Source organism: Shewanella electrodiphila, assembly GCF_023283985.1.
Classification (GTDB): domain Bacteria; phylum Pseudomonadota; class Gammaproteobacteria; order Enterobacterales; family Shewanellaceae; genus Shewanella; species Shewanella electrodiphila.
The window spans coordinates 336,024-359,137 of sequence record NZ_JAKIKU010000005.1; the positions used below are offsets into that span (position 1 = coordinate 336,024).

General features: G+C 39.6%; 14 protein-coding genes. 10 read left to right on the plus strand and 4 right to left on the minus strand.

Translation table 11 applies throughout. The annotated features are described in order from the left end of the window. Positions 1-119: 119 nt before the first annotated feature. Entirely contained in the window at positions 120-2,489 is a 2,370-nt protein-coding gene (locus tag L2737_RS11885) for a beta-galactosidase (protein ID WP_248955839.1), read from the minus strand. Between the two features lie 408 nt (positions 2,490-2,897). Here L2737_RS11885 and L2737_RS11890 point away from each other — a divergent pair, with 408 nt between their 5' ends. The 9 genes from L2737_RS11890 (at position 2,898) to L2737_RS11930 (ending at position 18,991) form a co-directional block, all read left to right on the plus strand. Further along, positions 2,898-4,502, plus strand: a complete 1,605-nt coding sequence (locus L2737_RS11890) for a sugar porter family MFS transporter (protein WP_248955840.1) — start codon at positions 2,898-2,900, stop codon at positions 4,500-4,502. A 2-nt stretch (positions 4,503-4,504) separates the two neighbouring features. Continuing rightward, positions 4,505-5,458, plus strand: a complete 954-nt coding sequence (locus L2737_RS11895) for a sugar kinase (RefSeq protein ID WP_248955841.1) — start codon at positions 4,505-4,507, stop codon at positions 5,456-5,458. A 122-nt stretch (positions 5,459-5,580) separates the two neighbouring features. Beyond that, a complete protein-coding gene (locus tag L2737_RS11900; RefSeq protein ID WP_102519602.1) occupies positions 5,581-6,699 on the plus strand; it encodes a glycoside hydrolase family 117 protein in 1,119 nt (372 codons plus the stop codon). 193 nt (positions 6,700-6,892) lie between these two features. Next, on the plus strand, positions 6,893-9,265 hold the full coding sequence (locus L2737_RS11905) for an alkaline phosphatase D family protein (protein WP_248955842.1): 2,373 nt from the start codon (positions 6,893-6,895) through the stop codon (positions 9,263-9,265). Between the two features lie 515 nt (positions 9,266-9,780). Then, complete coding sequence (locus L2737_RS11910) at positions 9,781-13,242, plus strand: TonB-dependent receptor (RefSeq protein ID WP_248955843.1); 3,462 nt, start codon at positions 9,781-9,783, stop codon at positions 13,240-13,242. A 104-nt stretch (positions 13,243-13,346) separates the two neighbouring features. Next, positions 13,347-15,698: a beta-galactosidase gene (locus tag L2737_RS11915; RefSeq protein WP_248955844.1), complete on the plus strand. Its 2,352-nt coding sequence runs from the start codon at positions 13,347-13,349 to the stop codon at positions 15,696-15,698. Between the two features lie 197 nt (positions 15,699-15,895). Beyond that, entirely contained in the window at positions 15,896-17,086 is a 1,191-nt protein-coding gene (locus L2737_RS11920) for a cytochrome P450 (protein ID WP_248955845.1), read from the plus strand. A 246-nt stretch (positions 17,087-17,332) separates the two neighbouring features. Next, positions 17,333-17,641, plus strand: a complete 309-nt coding sequence (locus L2737_RS11925; RefSeq protein WP_102440666.1) for a 2Fe-2S iron-sulfur cluster-binding protein — start codon at positions 17,333-17,335, stop codon at positions 17,639-17,641. Positions 17,642-17,662: 21 nt separating this feature from the next. After that, on the plus strand, positions 17,663-18,991 hold the full coding sequence (locus L2737_RS11930) for an NAD(P)/FAD-dependent oxidoreductase (RefSeq protein ID WP_248955846.1): 1,329 nt from the start codon (positions 17,663-17,665) through the stop codon (positions 18,989-18,991). Positions 18,992-19,027: 36 nt separating this feature from the next. On the opposite strand, the gene L2737_RS11935 is transcribed toward L2737_RS11930, so the two are convergent. From L2737_RS11935 to L2737_RS11945, 3 genes are all read right to left on the minus strand, one after another. Next, positions 19,028-19,879, minus strand: a complete 852-nt coding sequence (locus tag L2737_RS11935) for a helix-turn-helix transcriptional regulator (RefSeq protein ID WP_248955847.1) — start codon at positions 19,877-19,879, stop codon at positions 19,028-19,030. A 298-nt stretch (positions 19,880-20,177) separates the two neighbouring features. Beyond that, complete coding sequence (locus L2737_RS11940; protein WP_283108326.1) at positions 20,178-21,269, minus strand: NHL repeat-containing protein; 1,092 nt, start codon at positions 21,267-21,269, stop codon at positions 20,178-20,180. An 87-nt stretch (positions 21,270-21,356) separates the two neighbouring features. Continuing rightward, entirely contained in the window at positions 21,357-22,112 is a 756-nt protein-coding gene (locus L2737_RS11945; RefSeq protein ID WP_248955848.1) for a phytanoyl-CoA dioxygenase family protein, read from the minus strand. 216 nt (positions 22,113-22,328) lie between these two features. On the opposite strand from L2737_RS11945, the gene L2737_RS22455 reads away from it, so the two are divergent. Further along, entirely contained in the window at positions 22,329-23,099 is a 771-nt protein-coding gene (locus L2737_RS22455; protein ID WP_248955849.1) for an IclR family transcriptional regulator, read from the plus strand. Positions 23,100-23,114 lie beyond the last annotated feature (15 nt).

Genomic DNA, 23,114 nt, shown 5'->3' on the forward strand with positions numbered 1-23,114 from the left:
GGCAACTCTGGAGACCTAACCAGATTTCAAGCAATCAAAACGAGATTGGATAAAACTGAATGCTTCCTGAGGATAAGAAGCATTCATAAAAAAAGATTAAATTAACGCGGTTACTCTCTTCATTCTTGTTTACCAAACCTTCTTTGATACATATTGCCATTCACGGTTTTAGCCGCTTCAACCATATATGGGTAAGGGGTATCTGTAACTGAAATGAATCCGACATTGTAGTTTTCGCCATCATAAGCGCGACCAGTAATAGGTGAATCGATATACTGGAACCAATGCGCACCGATGAAGTAAGGGTTATCAATAACCGAATTCATATAATCTTGATACATCACGCCGCGATCTTGCTGATCTGCAGCATGAATTAAACCAGGATGATATAAACCAGAATCTTTAGCGCCAATATGAAACTCACCAATAATGCTTGGCATGTCGATATCTTCCAGGAATTTCCAAGATTTTTTAGTCAGTCCTTCTTTATATGAATTAAAGCTCACGACATCAACAAATTTTGCTGAAGATTTGACGACTTCAATAGGCATTCCCCAATCAGGAAAGCGAGAGCCTAAATACATATGGTTTGGCATGTATTTTTGTAATGCTTTTTCTACCGTGCTGAAGTACTTGTCAGCATAGGCTGAAAGTAATACGCCATAATCAGCTATTTGACGTTCGTTATTGATACTTGAATCAATGCCGCGGTCAAATGCTTCCCAACTGGTGAACTCTTTCTCCCACACAGTATTGAGTGCTTGAATCTCACCATATTTTTGCTTCATAACTGCAGTGAATGCAGCTTTTGTTGGTACATCTTTGCCGTCACGTGTGAGTGTATTAACCACAATGCCGTAATGACTTTTGACGCTATCTGAACGGCCAAAACTTTTTTCGTTATCGATGAATACGCCGACACACCAAGGGTTATTTTTAACTTCTTCATAAACGACTTTCGCCGTTTCAAAAGCTCGGGCTTCAAATTCAGGGTCAAATACATCTGGCATAGCACCCCAAAAGTCATCACCACTTGACACTGTTTTGTAGTTACCAATAATCCATCCGTTAGCAAAGTAGGGTATTTTATTGTTGTCGTAATATCGTGGATCAGTCCAGTTCCCCAGAGATGTAAAACCCCAATCTAGCATTCTGTTGATTGTTGTATCTTCCCAAGCTTGCATATAGCCTTGAGGCTGATTGCCGTATTTACGTTCAAGGTTTGCAGAATAGAAGCTGTAAGTTTCACCATGTTTCAATGGTCCAGAATGTGCGCTTCTGCGATATCCGAAATGTTTACCTAAAGGTTCGTCATATGTAGGTAACCAATTGAACATGTTTGCTCGAGTATCTGATGCTTTAATACGACTGGCGATAGCAGCATCGGATACCCGATTTAATTTTTGTGAATCTTCTGGGGTCACGTTATCTTTTGTTGGTTGGATGATGTGCTGTTGATCAAAATCAAACCCCGTCATGGTTGAAGAGTTAGATAAACGAATAATATCAACGCCAGTGGCGAGATACAGGTAACCATCGGGATCAACTAATGACCACTTATCATTAACCTTTTCGGTTCTAAAATAACCCGTTGCGGCTAGTTTAGGACCTGCTAGCCATCCACCATATTGGCTCCTTCCATCAGCGACTTTTCCAGATAAGGTTTTTGCTTCAGCAACGCGTTGGTTTTCTAGTTGAGCTTCATTGTTTACCTTGCCCACAAAATCTTCTGTGTTGTTCTGACCAAATTGATCAACGATGTGAGTTAAGAACTGCTTATTGAACTCTGGATTTTGACGAATTCTAATGTTACTCAATATAATTTCTTTATCATGTAAGTTACTTTGCACACTTAAACTAATTTTCGCGATACCTTTGGTATTGAGGTTCTTCTTGCCCCACATCGAGGTAAACTGTACTTCTTCACTTTCCCAAGTATCTGGGTTTGAGCGTAAACCTGAATTAAAATTTAACTCTACTTTATGATCGCCATCTGGTGTGGCTAAATCATGACCTGCCATTTTCGCATAATAGGTATTTGAGGTGCTGCCGACAGGAATATTGACTGTGCGAGTGTAATTAGCACCGTCAATATCACTGATATCAAGGTAAAGCTGCACACTGTGCTTACCAGTATTGGCAATATCAAATGCGAGGTTAAAGTCTTTTAACGCACTCCAATCCCACGGCGTATCAGGGTTAAAACTGATATTACTGTAACTATTATTTTCAGATTTAAACTTAACACTGATGACACCATCATTAATCTGCGTATCTGCAGCAACGGTATTTATGAATTCAATCTGCTTATCAAAATCGATAAGCTGCATACTTTGGTTAGTTGTTGACTCAACTTCCGGCTCAGGAGTGATCGCAGAATTAAGTGATTCAGACTGACAACCACTCATTGCGACAAGTATTGATGTCACTAATAAAGCACGTTTGGTTGACTCTATCGTTGACAGGCTTGAGCTCAATATATTTTTCATGACCACACACAATGTTAAGTTTATTTTGTTAACAATCTACATTGAGGAATCCGTTGATGCAATAATTTATTACCAGATTGTGATAATTTCTATGTAAGAAGTCGTTTTATTTTCAATTAGAATATTTAACTAACATGTAGATTAAACTAATTTATTAAATCATTTTATACTGAATATTCAGTGTAATACATCATAAATCGCGTTAGATTAATGAATTACATATATTGCAAAAAACAACCTTTATAGTAAATTGTTAACAATAGTTGCTAAATCTTTGTTGTTAATGCTACTGTAATGTTAATAGTCGTTGAGTCACCTTTTATTACTATCTGTGTCCTTGCTAATACGGATAATTTAAAACTCACAAACGGCATCATTACAAATTAATACTAAAAGATGGATACACATATGATTGCTAGAAGTCACAGCGTTTACTATTGTGCGTTGGTTGTTGCTATCGGAGGATTTATCTTCGGGCTTGATGCAGCACTAATATCAGGTACTGTTAGGTTTGTTACCAGTGAATTTGGTTTATCTGATATGCAAATAGGAACCGTCGTAAGTGCTCCAGGTTTCGGCGTTATATTTGCATTACTCGTTACCGGCTTTATTTGTGACAAAATCGGCCGTAAGAAAACCCTCGTGCTTATCTCCTTTATTTATATTATCTCAGCTGTGTTATCTGTTATCGCAACCAGTTTCGAATCACTGGTCATAGCCAGATTTATTGGTGGCTTAGCATTCACATCATTATCCGTAGCTGCCATGTATATTGGTGAAATTGCGCCATCGCATTTGCGTGGCAAGTTGGTATCTATTATTCAGATAAATATTGTTGTGGGCTTATCAATAGCGTATTTCGTCAACTATGGGATATTGTCTTTTTCAGAAAGTGGTCATCCATTGGTGACGTCATTAGGCATAGATACCCATACATGGCGCTGGATGTTGGCTGTTGAAATAATACCGGCAATTATTTGGTTTTTTCTGTTGCTGAATATTCCTCAAAGCCCACGCTGGTTAATCATGAAGCGTAAAGAAGCTAAAGCAAAAGAAATCATTAATCAATTTAACAATACTACTCAATGTGATGATGAAATTGCTCAAATTAAAGAGAGTCTTAGAAGCCATGATGATAAAGCTTCTTTTTTAGTACTGTTTAGAAGTTTGTTTGATACTAAAGTTCGTAGCGTAATGATTATTGCGTTAACCATTGGCATTGTTCAGCAAATTACCGGAATTAACGCCATTATGTTTTATGCACCTACTGTGTTTGAACAGTTAGGTATAGGTACTGACGCCGCTTTTTTCCAAGCTGTTGTTGTGGGTTTAGTGAGCATTGTATTTACGATTGTTGCTATTTTACTTATCGATAAATTAGGGCGAAGACCTTTAGTGATTTGGGGTTTAGCAACCGCTACGGTAAGTTTGTTCGCTTGTTTTTGGGGATTTCACAGCGCGACATATTCATTAACCGATCAAGCTTTAATTACACTAGCTGCTGAAATTAATATTGGCGACTCATCGTCTATGGCTAATGTTATTTATCAAAGTGATGTCGAGTTTAAAGATGCCCTTATTCAAATAATGGGTGAGGCGGATGCCAAGCTCTATGAAAGTCAGATATTACAAAGTGCAGCCTCTATTAATGCAAACTTGATTATTGGCGGCATTATTGGCTTTATTGCTGCGTTTCATTTTTCAATTGGCCCAATAATGTGGGTGCTATTTTCTGAGATATTCCCAACTCACATTCGCGGCGTGGCAATTCCGGTATTTGCTTTCATAACCAGTTTTGTAAGCTACTTAGTTCAACAGTTTTTCCCTTGGCAACTCAGTGTGTTTGGCGCAGATGAAATATTCTTATTCTATGCCATATGCGGTGCGATTGGCTTTGTGCTCCTATATAAAATCATGCCAGAAACCAAGAATAAGACGATTGAAGAAATTGAAATGCTATTAGCAAGAGAATCACAACCTGAGAAAGTGGCTTTGTTAAAAAGAGAAGCGTAACCATGAAATCAATACTTGCTATCGGTGAATGCATGATGGAGTTAATTGAAAAATCAGATTCATTATTAAACCGATCATTTGCTGGTGATACTTATAATGCTTTGGTTTATGCCAAACGCTATAACTCAGAAACCGATTGTCGTTACTTTACTGCTGTAGGTGACGATGCTACGAGTATAACAATGTTGTCCGAGTGGAAGAAACATAACTTGAATACAGACTGCGCTCTGATATCAACATCTGCAACAATTGGGATTTACGCGATATCAACAGATGATACAGGTGAACGCAGTTTCAGTTATTGGCGCTCACAATCAGCAGCGACACAAATGATGCGTTTAAAGCCATTACCAGAATTAATCAACCAAATCGGCCATGCTGATATCGCTTTTTTTAGTGGAATTTCATTGGGTATTTTATCTGATGAAGATAAAGGGCTATTACTTGAATTGACCAAGAGGCTCCAAGAAAATGGCACTAAAATAGCCTTCGACCCTAATTACCGACCCGCAATGTGGAACGGCCCAGAACATGCTATTCATTGGCTTGAGTTAGCATATCAGCACTGTGATATCGCTTTACCAGGAATAGAAGAGCATGAGTTATTACTTGGTCATACTTCACCTATAAAAATCATGCAATATTGTCAGTCATTAGGCGCTAAAGAAATTATCGTTAAGTGTGGTAATGACGGCACATTTGTATATGAATGTGGCGAACTTATTGCGCATCAAGCGTTTGTCGCTGCCCCAGTTCAAATTGATTCTACAGCTGCAGGAGATTCTTTTGCTGGTACTTATTTAGCGGCACGCAATATCGGTTGTGATATTGAGACAGCGCTTATTGATGCTTGCAGTGTTGCAAGGGAAGTTGTCCAACATAAAGGCGCAATATTAGACATTGACGTATATGCAGCAATAAATACATACGCTAAGCGTAATCAGCTATTAATTTAGTGTTCAGTAGAAACATCATCAGTAATGTGTGCAGATGACATAAATTAATTTTGAATAATTTCTAATGATTTTTATCTAATACATAATTTCTAGTTGCTTAAGTTGTAAGGGAAAACCAGTTTATGAGTTTACAGAAACCTTTGAGCCTCGCGAGTCAACGCGCTATCGAACGTGGATATGATGATAACAATGCCGAATGGATGGTCGAGTTTGATGTAAGTCCGCTAAAAGGGGATTTTGCTTTTGAAGAAGGGGTTATTAGACGAGATCCATCATCAGTGATTGACGTCGGTGGCGTGTTGCATTGTTGGTACACCAAAGGCCAAGGAGAAACCGTAGGGTTTGGGTCAGATAACCTTGAGGATAAAGTCTTTCCATGGGATTTGACTGAAGTTTGGCACGCGACATCGAACGATGGCGAAACGTGGAAAGAGCAAGACGTTGCGATTGAACGTGGTCAAGCTGGCGAATATGACGATCGCGCCATTTTTACTCCAGAAGTGCTGGTGCACAATGGGCGCTTTTACCTTGTATACCAAACCGTCACCACGCCTTATACCAATAGGCAGTTTGAAGAAATTGCATTAGCCAGTTCAGACAGCCCTTATGGTCCGTGGCTCAAATCTGCATCGCCAATCCTAAGTCCAAGTAAAGATGGCCAGTGGCGAGGGGATGAAGACAACCGTTTTCATGTGAACAGTAAGGGGAGTTTTGACAGTCACAAAGTGCATGATCCTTGCTTACTGTTTTTTAATGACAAGTTTTACCTTTACTACAAAGGAGAAACCATGGGCGAAGAAATGAACTTTGGTGGCCGCGAAATTAAACACGGCGTAGCGATTGCTGACAACATTGAAGGGCCTTATATCAAGTCTGAGTTAAACCCTATTTCAAACAGTGGTCACGAAGTGGTTGTGTGGAATTTTGAAAGTGGCATTGCTTCACTATTAACAACCGATGGCCCTGAAAAAAATACCATTCAGTTTGCAGATGATGGCCAAAATTTTGAGATTAAAGCCCACATAAAAGGGGCCCCAGAAGCCATTGGTTTGTTTAGACCAACTAAGCCTAATAGTGTTGCAGCAAATAGCTCAAATGTACGTGTAAATGACAGCCAAAGACCAGGCCTAACTTGGGGGCTTTGTCATCAATATGATGCTTCTTGGAACTGGAATTTTATTTGTCGCTTTAGTATCAAACGACAAGTGTTAGATGCTGGAACTTTTCAAAATAGTAACTAGCAAGTGACTAGTACTTAGTGTTTAGGGCATCGAACGCGAATTAATTTTACTGTATATGGTCTCGATCCCTTTATGATTTGGCGTCGTAGCTTTTGCTTTATAACAGTGAATGTTCGGCTAAAGGCTGATGTTGTCATCACTTAATCGCTTTATTGAGTACAAACGGACTCTTGTAAACAAAACTGAGGAAGGTATGGATAGACGCAGTTTTATAAAACTTTCGGCTTTAACTACGGGTGGATTGTTATTCCCATCTCAAGCTGCTAGAGCGGCAGCCAATAGATTGTCTGTTACTGACGTTTCTTTAGTGGAAACATTAGCCAGTAATAGTAAACGTCCTTGGCTTGGTTCTGCCTTTTGGGGTAATCGCCTGCAAGATTGGCAATTGAATGCAGGTAAGATTGAATGCATTCGAAACGGGCGTGGATTTGAAATGCGCACGGTGTCGATATTAACGCGACAACTTAATAACAGTATTAAGCCTGCACGTATTAAAGCAAAAGTTTCGAACTTAACGCCTAACAAAGCTGGCTTTTGTGGTTTTTTATTGGGGGCGGGTTCGGATCGTTTAGATTATCGAGCTAGTGCATTAATCCAAAGGGCATCTGGTGAAAATGGCGGCTTTATGGCTGTCATTAATGAAAAAGGTGAACTTAGTTTTAATGACTTTACTAACAAACAAAAACCATTGGCTTATGAAAAAATCGTGAGAACCAATAGCGTTAATATTGGCGCTGTTCATGATCGTGAGATTATCTTAGATTGCCATATTGATCCGGTATCTAAAGCGTCATTTGATGTCCGTTTAGTTGCCATTGACAGTAAAACTGGAAAAGAGCTTGGGTTTATTGTTAGAACAGGCGTTCCTAATGATGAACTACTAGGTGGGGTAATGTTGTTATCTTCAACACCACCTAAGCAAAGTGGGGCGCGCTGGGCATTTTCAGATATTCAAACGGGTGGTGAAAAACTATCGAAACTTGATCAACAAGCCATTGGGCCTGTTATGGGTTGTATGCACAGTGTCAATAAGTCGGTATTAAAACTCAGTGCCCAGTTTATGCCAGTTGCTGACGATGAGTATCAAACTGCAAAGTTACAATATCAACTCGTCGGCAGTAAAGAGTGGGTCTCTGCGCCTTCATCCCAAATGGAGCCAGGCTACATCATTCAATATCGCGTCGATAACTGGGATAACACCCAAACACACAATTATCGAGTGGTTACCGTTAGCGCATCAGATCAGGTGGACGTGTTATACCAAGGTCAAGTGCTAAAAGATCCAGGTAAAACAAAGCCATTGTCTATTGCTTTGTATTCTTGCCTTGTGGCCACCAATCAGTCATTAGATATTGAACATTTCAAGACCAGATTAAAACAAGAAAAGCAATTAGGTCGTTTTAGTCCTGAGAATATTTTGTTTCCTCATACAGAACTGGTGAATAATTGCGACAAGCACGAACCAGATATGTATGTATTTTGTGGTGATCAATTCTATGAAGCAACGCCAACACAAGTATGGCGTAATCGACCTGACTCACACTTAGACATGCTTTATCGCTGGTATCTTTGGTATTGGACATTTAAAGACTCTATTCGAGATAAACCAGCAATATTGTTAGCGGATGACCATGACGTACTACAAGGTAATTTATGGGGAGTAGGTGGCCGCGATCCCGTTGTATTAGAAGGTGATAAACGCACCGAAGAAGACGGTGGCTATATGCAAACCAAAGCCTTGGTCAAAATGGTTTATCGAATGCAACATGGTCATAATCCTGATGCATACGATCCAACACCAATAGAACACGGTATTCCTGTGACTTATGGTGCCTTTGTTTATGGTGGTGTCAGTTTTGCCATGGTAGAAGATAGAAAGTTTAAATCCCGCCGTAATATCAATATTGATCCGATTTATGCCCAAGGTGAGTTATTGGGTCATAGGCAAGAGCAGTTTTTACGCGAATGGGCAGATATGGATAAAGCGCTGCCTAAAATCTGTATTGCTGCATCCATGTGGGGCTCGCCTCAAACCAAAAGTAATTTAGAACCATTGTTAGATTACGACTCAAACGGCTATCCACCTGACGGTAGAACTCGCGCAGTCAAATTGATTAAAGACGCAGGCGCTGTAGTCATTTGCGGTGATCAACATTTAGCCATGGTGGCTAAACAAGGGTTAGACACCTTTGAAGATGGACCATTATTTTATGCTGGCCCTGCTGGAGCCGCGTTTTGGCAGCGATGGTTTGAAGGAATAAATAAACTTGATAATCAATTTAATAATGATCCTAACACGGGTAATTTTACCGATACATTTGGTAATAAGATGCGGGTACTAGCCGTAGCCAACCCCAAGGTGACCTATGATGATTTTAAACAGCAAACCAATAATTCCTGGAGTAACTATTTAGCTGATAGGAGTTTAAAAAGTGAAGGCTACGGTATTGTAAAAGTAAACCATCATGCCGAACAATTTGAATTCGAATGCTGGGAGTGGGATACCGATCCAACTCAGGGTAAACAATTTGCTGGTTGGCCATATATTCATAAATTTGAATCTTAATCAGTTAAACCCATACTTTGTTTAAAGCCATCCTCGGATGGCTTTTTTATGTTAAGTATCTATTAGATGATTTAATTAACAATTTGCATGCTGTAAAAATAAACCTGTTAACATTTCAAGTGCCACATTTGAACTTTTTTTATAATTAACCTCAGAAATCAGTATATACCTCTAGCTTCTCATTCTTATTAAAGTGTTATCTTCTACCGATTCGGCAATGTCAGATAATTTAACTGTGTAAATAATTGTTGGCGTAAAATTCTTTAAAATCAATGATAAACAATCGAAAGAACAATAGTTAACGGTATGTTAGTTGAGGTACAATGCGACAAAGACGAGAAAGAGTTTCATCGAAATAGTTAAATAAATCGATTTAAGTTTATTGAAGATTGTTAACAAAATTATGTTGACAGTTATTCCCTTGGTTAGTAATGTCTGTAAACAGGATTGCAACATTGTATTAACTTTTGCAATTCAGGTTAGGCAGAAACACAAACGCTCTTGGGGGAGTAGATATGCCAATTAAGACATTAAAATATAAGTACAGCTCTGTATATCTCGCATTGTTAACAGCAATGTCTATGCAGGTCGTTGCTGAAGAAAAGGCAACCGATGAAGCTGCAGAAGAAATTGAAGTAATTCAAGTTAAAGGCTTAAAAAGTAGTTTAAAGAAGTCAATCAACGATAAACGTTTTTCAGAAAACCTGACTGATTCAATTAATGCTGAAGATATCGGTAAATCAACCGATCAAAACATTGCAGATGCTTTATCACGAGTTACTGGTGTTACTGTTCAGTCAGTTGATGGAGAAGGTTCTCGTATTACGGTACGTGGTGCTAATTCACAACAAAATAATGTCAGTATGAATGGCGTCCAACTCGGTTCGACTGATTTCAGTCAAAGTGTTGATTTATCGCAGTACTCATCCGACATTTTATCTAAAATTGAAGTGGTTAAAACACCCAGCGCCGATCACGAAGAAGGTGCTCTAGGGGCGAATATTAATTTAATCACCAACAAGCCACTTGATTTAAATTATCAAATTAGAACGGTAACGGTTGAAGGTCGCTATAACGATTTATTAGATGACGAAAACTATAAGGTTTCAGGAACGATATCCGAAAAAATGTTTGATGATACTTTTGGGTTGATTTTTACCGCAGTAAAAGAAACTAACTCTTACCGTAAAGATCAATATAGTGCTGATAATTGGGTATCTGAATTTTCTCATTTAGCTTCTGATACAGAAGGGAATCTTGTTGAAGATGTGTGGGGCATCACGAATAAGAATTCACGGTATGAGTTGTATAATAATGATGTAGACCGTATGAACTTTAATTTGGGTTTACAGTGGGCACCAACTGATTCAACAGAGTTTAATCTCAATACCAATTACACCAAACAGTCTTTTGAAAGTTCAATGCATGGCGTTCAAATTCGTAGTGGTCAACAAGGTAATATGATTGAAGGAATCGACCCTGGTTTAGGTGGCGGCCCATCACAGTGGACGGATCCACAGCAAGATTGGCATACCATTGATTTAAAGACCAATACATTTACTAAATACTTAAACCGATTTGGTGATGGTGGTTTAAGCCAGTCTGAAAACAAATATGATGAAGAAAACACCGTTATCTCATTCGATGTTAGGCATGATATTACTGATAATCTTATTTTAAATGCCGGTCTAGGTTACTCAAAGTCTGAACGTATTCCTGAAAACCAAGTTTATATTGCGATGCAAAACTTTAGCAATATTAACCGCTGGTTATTAAAAAATGTTCCAGAAACTGATATTGAGCCTGTGGGTTATGACTGCACTAATGGCCCATGTACTTTAGTGGGGGGGGCTGGTTTGATTGATTATGGCGAGAATAACGAATTTGGCGATCCATTAAATGTTTGGGATAACTACGGCACAACAGGCTTTAACGTTGATGAGCTCAATGCCCAGCATCTAACTTTTTTAAATCGCTCAGTTGTTGCCGTTGAAGATGAACAAAAATCAGCTTTCGTCGATTTTGACTGGATAGTCGACGCTGGACCATTATCAAGTATTGAGTTTGGTGCTAAGTACTCTAACCGTGAAAAATACGTAGATAACCAGCAAAATGCATTTAATAGTGTCGGCGAAGGTGTAGTTATTAATAACCCTTATACAGGAGCTCCTACGGTTTTAAATGATGGTTTGAATTCGTTAAGTGGTGATCTTTTTGCAACTGGAGAAAGCTTTCCTGTAGATGACTTCATGGACAGTAATGGCTATGGGCGCGATGCGATTACGGATGGTTGGACAACCTTTTCAGCATTTAAAGCATTTGATGTTGCTTTAGGTTCTCCTTCTGTTGGTTTCGAGCCTGATAATTCAAATACACGTTCTGCCGAGCTTGAAAATTTCGCTACCTACTTGAAAGCCAACTTTGGTTTTTTTGACGGTCGTTTATCTGGTGATGTTGGTGTTCGTTATGTTAAAACAGAAGTAGAAACATCAGGTTACTCAGGTGTTCAATTTGCTTATGATCCTGGTAACGTTGGCCGGTTAATGGACCCTTTCAAATTGGCTGAATTACGTGATTCAAGTCTGCCTGAATGTAGTGGTATTCCATTTTACGGTACTGATTGGAACGCAGAAACTCGTTGGGCTCGTGTTGATGGCAATGGTTACGATACTAATGGTACTAACGATTTAACTGATGATATTGCTCGACCAGATGAAGGTGCTTGTTTTGATGCTAATGCTGTACGTGGTAATCCAAACGAAAGTGGTTGGTGGTTATGGCGTCACAGTGATATATCTACTGAAAAATTCTATGGTTATGGTGATAGACAACTTGACGAAAATGGTCAGCTTGTTGCAACTGAAGATAGAAGTAAGCGTAGCTTTGCTGTAACTGGTACTCATGATTATGACGTTTTCTTACCCAGTCTAAACTTGAATTATCTGCTTACTGACGATTCGGTACTACGTTTTGCAGCATCTAAGACGATGGCACGCCCACAAATTGATTCATTACGTCCTGGTTTTAAAGTGCGTGAAACCCAGTGGGGCGGTTACAATCGTAATAACACCATTACCCTCACAACACCTAAATTAGACCCATTAGAATCAATTAACTTAGATTTATCGTACGAATGGTACTTTAACGAATCAGGTATGTTGTCTGCAGGCCTATTCTATAAAGACATGACTAATTTCGAAGAATCTGAAACTGTTGTGACTTATATGGATGACCTACGAGATGTCGGCTTAACAGAAGGCGAAGGTTATAATCCTGATGATTTAGTATTGGTAGCAGGCCAAGACAGTCTTGAACAATGTATGCCTAAACGCTTCCAGGGTAATGATGAATTCCGTGAAGATTGGATGTATTCAGGTGACTTGGAGCAAATGTGTGCTCAGTTCAAAACAACTCGTATCAAAAATGGTAAAGGTGCGAACATTAAAGGGGTTGAACTGCAGTATATTCAAACTTTTGACATGCTACCCGGTTGGCTTTCAGGTTTAGGTATTCAAACTAATTATACCTATCAAGACAGTAAATATGACCAAGAAGTATCGTCAATAGATGACACTGTTCAACTACCTGAGTTACAAGTTGCCTATACACCTGAGCATAGTTATAACTTAACTGCATTTTGGGAGAAAAATGGTCATCAGTTGCGTTTATCCTACCGAGGTAATACAGATCAGCTAGCTAAACGTTCTTGGGAGTCGGGTTCATTATGGGAAGAAGGGCGTCAAACATTAGATTTTTCGGCGAGTTACAAGCTAAATGATATGGTGACTTTCTCCTTTCAAGCGGTTAATTTAACGGATGAAGGTGTTCGTCAGTATTACACTAGTCGCTTCCTTAATGTTAATGGAGATGTTTTAGACGAAGGTAGCCCAATCAGTGGTAACGCGACCGATTCTAGAACCGTTAATCAATATCAAACAGGTCGAACATTCCGCCTTAATGCTCGAATGAACTTCTAATCTAGCTTCTCAATTAAGGGTCACTTTAGTGGCCCTTTTTTTTATTAAATTAACATCAATTGCCCATATTTACTGTGTCATTAATCCATGACAAGGAGTGTAATATGAAACTGATTTGCGTTTATCAAAATGCCTTATTGCTGAGTGTATTAACACAGGCGGGGTGCCTGCCTGTCGCTTCAGCTGAATCACAAAAGAACTCGACCGATAATTCAGCATCACCAATCGAATCCACTAGTTTAGTGAGCAATCAAACTACAAGTTTAATGACTTTAGTCGATTTCGCTTCTGCTGAGCAGCAAACTTGGCTACAAAGCAGCTCTGCAAAATTTCAGTTGGTAAAAAACCAACTACAAATTGGTTTTTTACCACAACATAATATTTCAACCGTCAGCATCAAACCAGAACAGCCATGGGACTTATCGTCACTAAGTCGATATAACTTGGCATTTGATGTGGCTAACCCTCAAGATAAATCAGTGCATTTTTATTTATCCGTTGAAAATCAGCAAGATGAGTACCAAAGCCGCTCAATCAGTATTGCACCTCATTATAAGGGCACGGTATTTTTCCCGCTAGATGGTAAAGAAGCTGTTACTGAAGCTGGTTTTTGGGGCGATGCTACGCCTTGGAAAACCGACGATTCATTAATGGTTTGGCGTTCATGGCGTGCCGAGAATGTAGACTTAACTCAAATTGCTGCTTTGAATTTTTTTACTATTGGCTTGTTAGAAAACCGCTCAATTGAAATTAAAGATATTCGCATAAGGGCGAATCCAGAGCCCGATCCGAAATGGCTTAATAATATTGTGGATCAATATGGTCAAAATGCCCTTATTGATTACCCGTTAAAAATCACCTCCGATGAGCAATTAGCACTGCAAACGGCCGAGGAGTTGGCTCAACTTAACGCATCAACAGGTACGCCTAATCGTTCGATATATGGTGGATACACTAAAGGGCCTAAGTTAAAAGCCACTGGTTTTTTTAGAACTGAAAAAGTCGACGGTAAGTGGTGGATGGTTGACCCACAAGGTTATGTGTTTTTCTCACATGGCCCCGCTAATGTGCGAATGGCCAATATGTCGACATTAACGGGGATTGATTACCAAGATGATGCTGTACGTTATCGTGACTCGAATGAAACTACCCCAGAAGATTCAATGGGCACTGTGCAAATTCCACAAGCAATAAAAGACAGGCGATATGTGGCATCACCGCTACGTCACAATATGTTTGAGTGGTTGCCGGAATATTCAGATCCCCTAGCTAAGCATTATAGCTACCGCCGTTCAACCCACAAAGGCGCAATGCCGTATGGTGAAACCTATAGTTTTTATCAGGCGAATTTACAGCGTAAATACGATAATCAACCTGACGGTGCATACTTAACCAAATGGCATGAAGTGACATTATCTCGGATGAAAGACTGGGGCTTTACTTCATTTGGTAACTGGGTAGACCCAGCTTTCTATAACGCTAAACAAGTGCCATATTTTGCTAATGGTTGGATTATTGGTGATTTCAAAACCCTATCTGGCACAGTAAATCATTGGGGCTTAATGCCAGATCCCTTTGACCCAGAGTTTGCCCGCCGCGCTAAGATAACTATTGATGAGATTTCAGGATCTGTAAAAGACTCGCCTTGGTGTGCCGGCCTTTTTATTGATAATGAAAAAAGCTGGGGTGAGCGAGAAGGCTCAATTGAAGCACGCTATGGGGTAATTTTAGATGCCTTGTCTAAAAGCGTAACTGAAAGCCCAGCTAAAAAAGCCTTTAGTGAATTTTTACAGCAAAAGTATGCCCAAGTTGAGCAGTTAAATACCGCATGGCAAACTAATTTTAGCGATTGGGACACACTCAACCAAGGCGTTACCTTTAACCAATACAGTGAACCACAAGTAGCTGATTTATCGCGTTTACTGGAGTTATTAGGTGAGCAATATTTTAAAGTGGTGCACAACACCCTAGCGGAGAAAATGCCTAATCATTTATATATGGGGGCCAGAATGGCGAATTGGGGCATGCCAGATGAAATTATTAAGGCTTCGCTGAAATATTCTGATGTACTGAGTTTCAATATTTATGAAGAAGGGATGCAACCTCACTTTTGGCAGTTTTTAGAGCAGGTTGATTTGCCGGTGGTCATTGGTGAGTTCCATATTGGCAGCACAGAGGGATCAGGCCTGTTTAATCCAGGGATTGTGCATGCCAGTGGTCAACAGGATAGAGCCAATAAGTACAAAAACTACATGAAAAGCGTGTTAGACAAACCATATATGGTTGGCGCACATTGGTTTCAATATGTTGATGAACCGCTAACTGGGCGAGCCTTTGACGGCGAGAATGCCAATATTGGGTTTGTGACGGTGACAGATACGCCTTATCCGCAACTAATTGATGCGGTTAAAGAGGTGACTTCAACCATGTATCAGCAAAGGCTAGACACTAAATAACCTTTACCGATTGAAGTGATAGGGCTAATGGCTTGGTAGCATTAGCCCTTTTTTGTGGCTGACAAATACCCCTAAAGCATCAAAATGACATCAAAGTGATATTTCTGCACCTAATATGTGTATTTTACAGCTAATTGCCACGCTAGAATGTTACTTCGTATTAACATTTTTTAAGTCTAGCCATAAAAAGGTATGCAATGACAGCCAAAATCAAAGGTATTAGCCTGTTTAACGATGCGTTTTCCGACAAGCGTTCAACATCGAGTTTGGGACAGATGGACGATCAAAATGACCCGGTAAATATGATTTTAGGCTTAAAGGCACTAAGAAAAGCGGCGCATGATAGTGCTACTTTTCAGTCTGGCGCAACCCCCGGGCGTATTGTTATTCCTTCAGAAGTCGCCATTAGACAAACTCGTCAAATTCCATTTGAGATTGACCCTCCTGAGCACAGTGGTTTTCGTGAATTACTTAACCCCTGGTTCAAACGTCCATTAGCTGCCGTTTATCAAGTCAAGTTACAGCAAATAATAGATCAAACAATTGCACATGCTTTAGAAAAAGATTCAGTTGATATTGTGGCTGAATTCGCCTTACCGCTTCAATCTAAAGCATTGTCCTTATTGTTAAATACTTCAATAAATAAAGCGCAAACCTGGATTGATTGGGGAACACATGTATTTAGAAGTGAATCCAGTAACTTAGATGCAGATAAAGCCAATGTTTTATATAACTACATAGATGCTGAAATTGATAAAACAATGGCTAAGGCAAGACCCGATGATTCCGCCACAGAAGACCTCTATTCGGTACTGCTTAATGCGGAAGTTGATGGTAAAAAACTGACTAAGGAACAAGTCAAAGGTGTGATGATTTTAACCTTTGCTGGTGGTCGAGATACGGTGATTAATGCCATTACCAACACCATTGCTTACTTTAGTGAAAACATCAATGACTTACAGCGAATTGCTAACGAGCCAGACATTGTTAACCGAGCGGTTGAAGAGTTATTACGTTATTTTTCTCCTTTAACCCAAATGGGTCGTGTAGCAACTGAAGATACTACTGTTTGTGAACATGCCATTAAAGCCGATAGCCGAGTTTCATTGTGCTGGGCATCTGCAAATCGTGATGAAAAAGTATTCAGTCACCCTAACTCAGTCGACTTTGACCGCAAAGTGAACCCTCATGTTAGTTTTGGCTTTAGTCACCACAATTGTTTAGGGGCGACTCATGCAAGGCAAATTTTAAGGCAGCTGGTGCTGACACTGGCAAATAAGGTGGCTGACATTAAAGTTGTTAGCGCTGATGAAGACATTGAACAGTTAGGCGAGTTTTCACGCAAAGTGGGCTTTAACCACCTAGTGGTCAGTCTGTCAGCTAAATAACTAACCTATGCTGTGGATAAGAGATTAGCTAACAGACTAATTTATTCAAGATTGAATTTAAATTACATTTCTAGAGAGATATTTTTGCTTAGAACAAGGCAAATTTTTGCGTCAATAGCGAGTCTATTGCTAACAAGTTTAACGCCGTTATCAGTAAAAGTAGCCTCTAGAAAGCAAGTTGTTATGCGCAGCTCAGGTTAACTAATAACGCAATAAAACTAAAACCAACAATAAAGGAATTACACAATGGCTAAAGTCATCTTTGTTACTCAAAACAACGGCTCGGTGGAAGTGGAAGGCGACAGCGGCTCTTTAATGGAGTTAGCGGTGGCAAATGGTGTTGCAGGTATTGATGGTGACTGTGGCGGAGTGTGTTCATGTGCTACCTGCCATATTTATGTAGACCCAGCCGACTTTGTCACAATTGGGTCTGCTGAAGAAGTGGAAGCTGATATGTTGGAATTAGATGACCAGGTGACTGAATACAGTCGTTTGTGTTGCCAAATTGAAGTATCTGAACAAATTGATGGAATGACTTTTGTTGTCGCTAACTAATATCAATTAAAGGGTTAAACCATGCAATTTCCAGCTGAAGAATTTCATTCTAACAATGGGGCAGTAGTGATTATTGGTGCCAGTCATGCAGGGGTTAATTTTGCATTTCATCTGCGCCAACAAGGGTGGGCTGGCTGCATAACTTTAATAGAACGTGATCCCGAGTTACCGTATCACAGGCCACCGTTATCTAAAAAAACGTTGCAATCAGCAGAGTTGAAGTCGACACCTTTGAAGGCTGAAAAAGCCTACAGCGATAACAATATTGATTTAAAACTTGGTTATGAGGTGACTACAGTAAATCAATCAGCCAAGCAGATTACTCTCAATGATGGTCAATGCCTTCACTATAACAAATTAATATTAGCGACTGGGTGTCGAGCCTTTATCCCGCCTGTTTTAGGGTTGGAAGTGATTGATCCCCTTAATAATCGCTCAATCTTTACTATGCGCACTTATGCTGATACGACAGCCATTAAGGCCGCACTGAATAACAGCAGCGATAAGCAGGTGGTTATTATTGGCGGTGGTTATATTGGCCTTGAAAGCGCCGCATCCTTGATTGCAATGGGTGCCAAAGTGACTGTGATTGAAAAACAGCCGAAGATATTATCTCGAGTGACGTCAGCCGTGATGTCAGACTTTTTAACTGAATTACATCTCAGTAAAGGTGTTGAATTACTGACAGATAAAGACGTTATTGAAGTTAAGCAACTCAGTCACCAATATCCTCACCAACCCCCTCACCAATACCAACATAAGCAAGTTGTGGTGTGCAGTGACGGCAGTGAATATTGTGCCGATTTTATTATTGTTGGTGTCGGCGTTAGGCTAAATACCCAATTAGCGCTTGAGGCAGGTGTTGACGTTGAGCAGGGCATTAAAGTGAATGAGGCTTGCCAAACATCTAATGAAGACATTTTTGCCATTGGTGATTGCACCCAGCAATTTAGCTCACTTTATCAAAGATGGATTCGGCTTGAGTCAGTTCAAAATGCCGTTGATCAAGCCAAGATTGCCGCGCAGTTTTTAACGGGGAAATTACCCCAAGGTGAGCCTGTTCAGCAAACCGTCCCTTGGTTCTGGTCAGATCAATATAACTGTAAATTACAAATTGTAGGCTTGTCTGAAGGCTATGATGAACTCCTTGTGAAGCAAGAATCAGCCCAGCAGTTTTCGGTTTGGTATTTTAAAGCGGATAAGCTGCTTTGTGTTGAGGCAGTTAATTATGCCAAAGCTTATGTGTTAGGTACGCAGGCGATAAAGCAAAATCTATTAGTTGATAAGGCGGCATTGCAAAGTCGGGATGCACTATCCAAAGAAACCCTGTTTTTAGCTGTCTCTAACTAACATATACTCTGCTGAATTAGTCGATACTGCAATCGATTAGCTGGTTAATTGTTTGCGGTATTGATGTGGGGTGATATTAAAATGCTGTTTGAATTGCTTGATGAAATACGACGAGCTTGAAAAGCCTAATTCATAAGAAATATCTGTTACTGATGTGGTCGTTTGGCTTAACAAACGGGCCGCATTATACAGTTTATGACGGATCATATAGTCGGAATAGGGCACTCTAAAGTGATTTTTAAACACTCTAGAAAAATAAGACGGCGATAGGTGACATTGTTTGGCTGCGTCTTCTAATGACAAATTTACACCCGTGGGTTGAGTTAATTTAGCCATTAATGGAGCGAGTTTTTGGTAACTGTTCGACACATTTAACGGAGTTTGCTTGCTAGTTAAGCTACTTTTTCCATATTCGCACACTATGGTCACAAGACTATTGAACAACTGTTTGCAGGTATGACTTTGGGGATTTTCATTAAATTCAGTCAATAACCAGCCTAGTAATTGATGGATTTTCTGTTGTACTTCTGTGGGAAATCGCAAATGCAAACCGGTTTTTAGTATCTCAGTACATTGACTTATCGATGGGGCATTGAGGCATTCAGGCATAAATTGGACTATATACCAAGATTTAGGGCGAGGATTTAGTTCGAAGTTATGGCTTTCCATTGACGGAGTAAATACCGCTTCATAGTCTGAAAGCTTACTCTCACCTTGATGATAAAAATAGCTACCGTCAATGTGTTCAAAAAATATAAATTCGTGAACCTGATGAAAGTGCAAAAAGCATGAGTAGCTATCGTGTTGCAGATAACTGACATAATGAATTTCAAAGTCATAACCGTCTTTTATGGAATAAGGTTCGCAGTAAATAGTGGTTTTTTTCATAGTATTATGCTTATTGTTAACAATTATGAGTTTACATGTACAAGGCTATAGCTGCAATTAAAGATGGAAAAAAGGACTTTGTGACAGTGTTACAGCGAATAAGCCAGCGCTGGTGGGTAAAGTAAAAACGGTCAGCTATTTTTAGACGTATTGTGTTAAATAAAGCATGACATGAAAGTTCGTCATTAGCTTTCTAGGTGAGCACAATAGAGGTTATAGGCAGCTAAATATTAAAAAGTCGGGTATCTTTGTTGCTAACTTAGAAGCCAATAACCAAATCGGTTGTATGTAGAGTAAATTACACTTTGATCAATTTTATTGGATAGCTTTGAGAGGCATTCCATTGGCCTACATACAAGTTGTCATCCTGATCGACACAAATGCAATGCACATGATTAAACACATCTTCTGTGCTTTGCATAGGTTGTAATTGGCCATTAATATATTCGGGCTGTGTTGCACCCAAATTAGCAATTAAAGTATTATTTTTATCAAAAATGCTAATAAAGCCAGTATTGTCGGCATTATGTTCGTTTATATGGGACCAGCAAACAGGAGCGTAAAATAAACCCTCTTTGAATACTGGCCCGCCAATGTAGGCACCATTCGCATTTATTTTATCTATATACTTTCCATTAAGTGAAAACACTTTTAAGCATTGTTCAAACCGTGAGCTGACCATTAGGCATGGCTTTTGTTCATCGCGTAAGTCAATTTCGATGCCGTGGGTATTATGCAGGTTGTAATTGGGGTCGGTATTATCATGCCCTCCCCAATGATTGAGGTAACGACCTTGTTTGTCGTAATGCAATAAATAGTCACTGCCATAACCGTCAGTTATGTAAAGGTCCCCATTAGGTGCGATGGCAATGTCAGTAGGGCGAAATGGCTGCTCTGGTGTATAAACTCCGTAAGTTTGCGGATGGCCAATAGTATAAACTAGCTTGCCGTCTAAGGTCATTTTGGCCACAAAACCACTTTGGGGTATCACCTTATTAAATGGACTATCCTCTTTATCTATACTGTGGCCATCCCAATGTCGATTTACAATCCATCCACAATCAACAACATAAAGAAACTCTTGCTCGCCTTCTTGTACTATTTTTAAGGCGTGCCCACCAGGAAAACTGCTACCAAATGCATCAAGTAATTTACCTTGCTGACTATATACCAAGATATTATTGCTGGTGTTGTCAGTAATCATGAAAATACGCCCTTCAGCATCCATAGCAAATCCATGACAGTTTTCAATTGGGTACTTTTCAGGGTTAAGTTTTCCCCAATGTGCATCCACCTTGTATGTAAACTTACCGTGGCCAATAATTTTTCCGTGAGGGTCTTGCCCATTTAAGGGCAGGGCATGTTGAGTATGAGTCTGTTTAGCTGGCATGATTTTCTCTTATGATAAAACCGCTCAAATGATGCTTTAAACGGTTTGGGTTAATTTACCTGAAAGGCTAAAAATGGACTAACTGGTTTACCAATTCAAAATGGCATCGTCTTCTACTCGGTTTAATGGATAGTAGACTGCTTCATTTTCAATAAACGGTTGATTACTGATGGCGTTGTACGCGCTAATCATGCTCCAGCGAGGTTCAGCTGAACGGTTTTGGTTTGATTTATGTAATAAATTACAGTGGAAAAATAATACATCCCCAGGTTCAAGTTCCACATTAACCAGCGGATGATATTTCATTGCTTCTTCAACAAACTCCATTGCCGCGCCTTTTTGATCGCCTGTTTTGTTATGATCTAAACGACCTAAATGATGAGAACCTTGTAAGACTTGTAAACAGCCGTTTTCTGGTGTGGCTTTATTTATGGCAATCATGCAACTAATGGCTTTTGGGTAAAGCATAAAGTTATCACGGTGCCAGTAGCCAAAATCTTGATGCCATTCCCAAGCTCCCCCAACAAAAGGCTCTTTCATCATGATTTTAGTGCTGGTGTGATAAACCTCTTCACCAATTAGCGTTTCGCACACATCAACCAAACGTCTGCCTCGGGAAAACATACTGTAAAAATCATCACCAGTTTCTTGCCATAGGCAGACTTTACTCACTGTTCCTTGTGAATCTTTTTTCTCCCAAGCTCGGGTATAAAGGGATTCATCATTAAATGCTGCTTGCTGCAGTAGAGAGACTTCATCATCATTGTAATAACGCTTTAATATGACAAACCCTTGTTGTTCAAACTCAGTAATTTGATCTTTTGTTAGTGATGAGTGAGTCATTACGCCTTTCCTTATGTGTAAATGTTGTTTGTTCATTGTTGACAATAATCACTTCTTGTAACAATAATTTCAACTAAAATTTATATAAAAATATAGAATTTATATATGAATGTGCTGTTGTGAACTAAAGCTATGTTTTATCAAGATGTTTAATCAGGCTGAATTCTTATATTAATTTTTAATTTATATAAGAATATTTGAATATAAGGAGCCGTAGTGAAAAACAAAAATAGCAAAAGATATGCTGTCCCTGCGTTAGATAAAGGGCTGGATATACTCGAATTTTTGGTCGGTAATGCTGTACCTTGCAGCCAAAGTGAGATTGCGGCGGGGGTTGGTCGTGGACCGAATGAAATTTATAGAGTGCTCGTTGGATTAGAGAAGCGTGGTTATGTTCAGCGCCACCCCACAACAGGACGATATGAATTAACGTTAAAGTTGTATCACCTTTCTAGAAACATTTCGCCCATTGATCGTGTTCGACAATCGGCATTGCCGTATATGGAAGATCTAGCCGTGAGTAGTGGTCAGTCGTGTTATTTAAGCATGCTGTATCAAAGCCAAGCGATGGTAATTGTTTATGCTAGAAGCACTGGTGCCATTCATTTGAGTATTGCTGAAGGTGCAATGTTTCGCCTTAGCCAATCAACAGCGGGAAAATTACTATTAGCCAATAGTAATGCAGAAGTACAGACGATGTTAATGGAGCATGATCCGACATTTTGTCAGTTGGGGCCGTCTAATCGAAGTCATTTAACCACAGACTTAGAGGCTATTCGACAATCTGGATTTATTGTGCAGCCAAATAGTTTATTGACTGGGGTAAAAGATTATTCAGCACTCATAGGCCAACCGAATGCAAAAGTGATTGCTGCTTTGAGTGTGTCAACTTTTAAGGTGCAAGACAAAGGGGGTAATGGCAATCAAGACCTGCTTGAATCACTTTTTAAAACAGCCAGTCAAATTACCAAGTTAATTTCGGAATAAAACACAGCGGTAGTA